At 58.7% G+C, this 1,406-nt stretch carries 2 protein-coding genes; one reads left to right on the top strand and one right to left on the bottom strand.

Going from position 1 to position 1,406, the window contains the following annotated elements; translation table 11 throughout:
• Positions 1-698, bottom strand: a 698-nt coding sequence (locus AC0L2L_RS33290; protein ID WP_473584013.1) for an ATP-dependent DNA ligase, incomplete at its 3' end; no start/stop codon positions are given.
• 134 nt (positions 699-832) lie between these two features.
• Between AC0L2L_RS33290 and AC0L2L_RS33285 the strand changes: the two genes are divergently transcribed.
• Positions 833-1,021, top strand: coding sequence for a DUF3606 domain-containing protein (locus tag AC0L2L_RS33285; RefSeq protein WP_473584012.1), 189 nt, complete (start codon positions 833-835; stop codon positions 1,019-1,021).
• Positions 1,022-1,406: the final 385 nt, after the last annotated feature.

Genomic DNA, 1,406 nt, shown 5'->3' with positions numbered 1-1,406 from the left:
TGGTGGCCGGCTTCATACCGGAATGGTGGCCGGTGTTTGATCGGAATGGCGGCCGGCTTCACGTCGGAATCCGCACGTTTCACGCCGATGATGTCCATTTCCTTCTCGACGTAGCACTTGATCTTCCGCCAGTTCATCGTCGAGCCGCTTCGATAGACGCTGTCCATTCGCTTTGAAACGATGCCCTCCAAGCCCGCTTCGCAGGCTAGGTGATAGACGGCGTCGCCGGTCCCCGGGAGCGCCTCACTGAACTGGATGTGCCCTCCGACGGGAATGAGCGCGTGCAGGATCTCACGGCGGTCTTTCAGCGCCATGTCGCGAAGATCGTGCCCATTGAGATACAGCAGATGGAAACCGACCAGGTAAAGGTCTTCCGGCCGATTGGTCATGGCGGAGCGCAACCCATGAAAGTCTGACAGGCCTGCTTCATTGGTGACGATCGTCTCGCCGTCTATTACGAAGCTTTCGGCCCTCATTGAGTTCGCCTCATCGGCGAGCGGCTGGTATTTGGCCGTCCAGTCGAAGCCGTTCTTGGTGAAGAGGCGGGTGCCGCCGGTGTCCTTTATCATCTGGGTTCGATAGCCATCGAACTTGATCTCATGGGACCAGGCGCCGCGCAGTGGAGGCTGCTCGACCAGCTCGGGTTCCATCGGAGGGATGAACGACAACAACCCGGGCCGGCCGGCAGGCTTACGCATCACTACTCTAACGCACCACTCGAATTCGATTCAAATACCGTGCAGCGGTTTCGGTTCCGTTAGCAACCGCTTTAATAAGCAAAACGGAACGTTTGGCCGAGGAACCGCTTATTTCTCACCAGGAGGAACAGGCCATGACCGACGACAGGACCAAAACTGATTTCCGCGACCGCGACCGAGTGTCGAGCGATGAGGAATACGAGGTTGCCCACTTCGCAAGGAAATTCCAGCTCACGATTCCTGAGGTTCGCGAACTCATCAAGAAGCACGGCAATGACCGCGACACGTTGGAGCGAGAGGCGAAGGCACTCGCAAGCCGGTGACGAAGCTCTCCGATCTGGGGCCGCCTATCATCGGCAAGCTGCACCCGGAGGCCAACGCGATATCGGACGCACTAACGTATCGCTGCAAAATCTGCGGACAGACGGTAGAGAAAGCGGACCTGCGGCAGGTGATGTGGCATGAGCAGCGGGAACACGTGTCGTTAGAGCTGGACGGTTGAAACGAGATAGGCCTGCCCCAGGGTCCACTCGGGGCAGGCTATGCAGCGAACTCCGATTGCGGCCGGTGAGAAAATGCCGAACAACCATGCCGCGCGACTTAAACCGATTGGGTCTCGACCTCGTGGTCAGCGAGATGCTTCGCATCGGCAGGGAAGTTGAGGCGGCAGCGCTACCGGGTTGAAAAGAGCGCGGCCAAGACGTCTCA

Source organism: Mesorhizobium sp. WSM4832 (assembly GCF_055811115.1).
Note: the sequence above shows the minus strand (reverse complement) of the source record. Positions and strands in the feature narration are given on the sequence as shown.

Excerpts from the sequence above, each read along its gene's own strand:
- AC0L2L_RS33285 (WP_473584012.1), top strand. The coding sequence starts at position 833 with ATGACCGACGACAGGACCAAAACTGATTTCCGCGACCGCGACCGAGTG.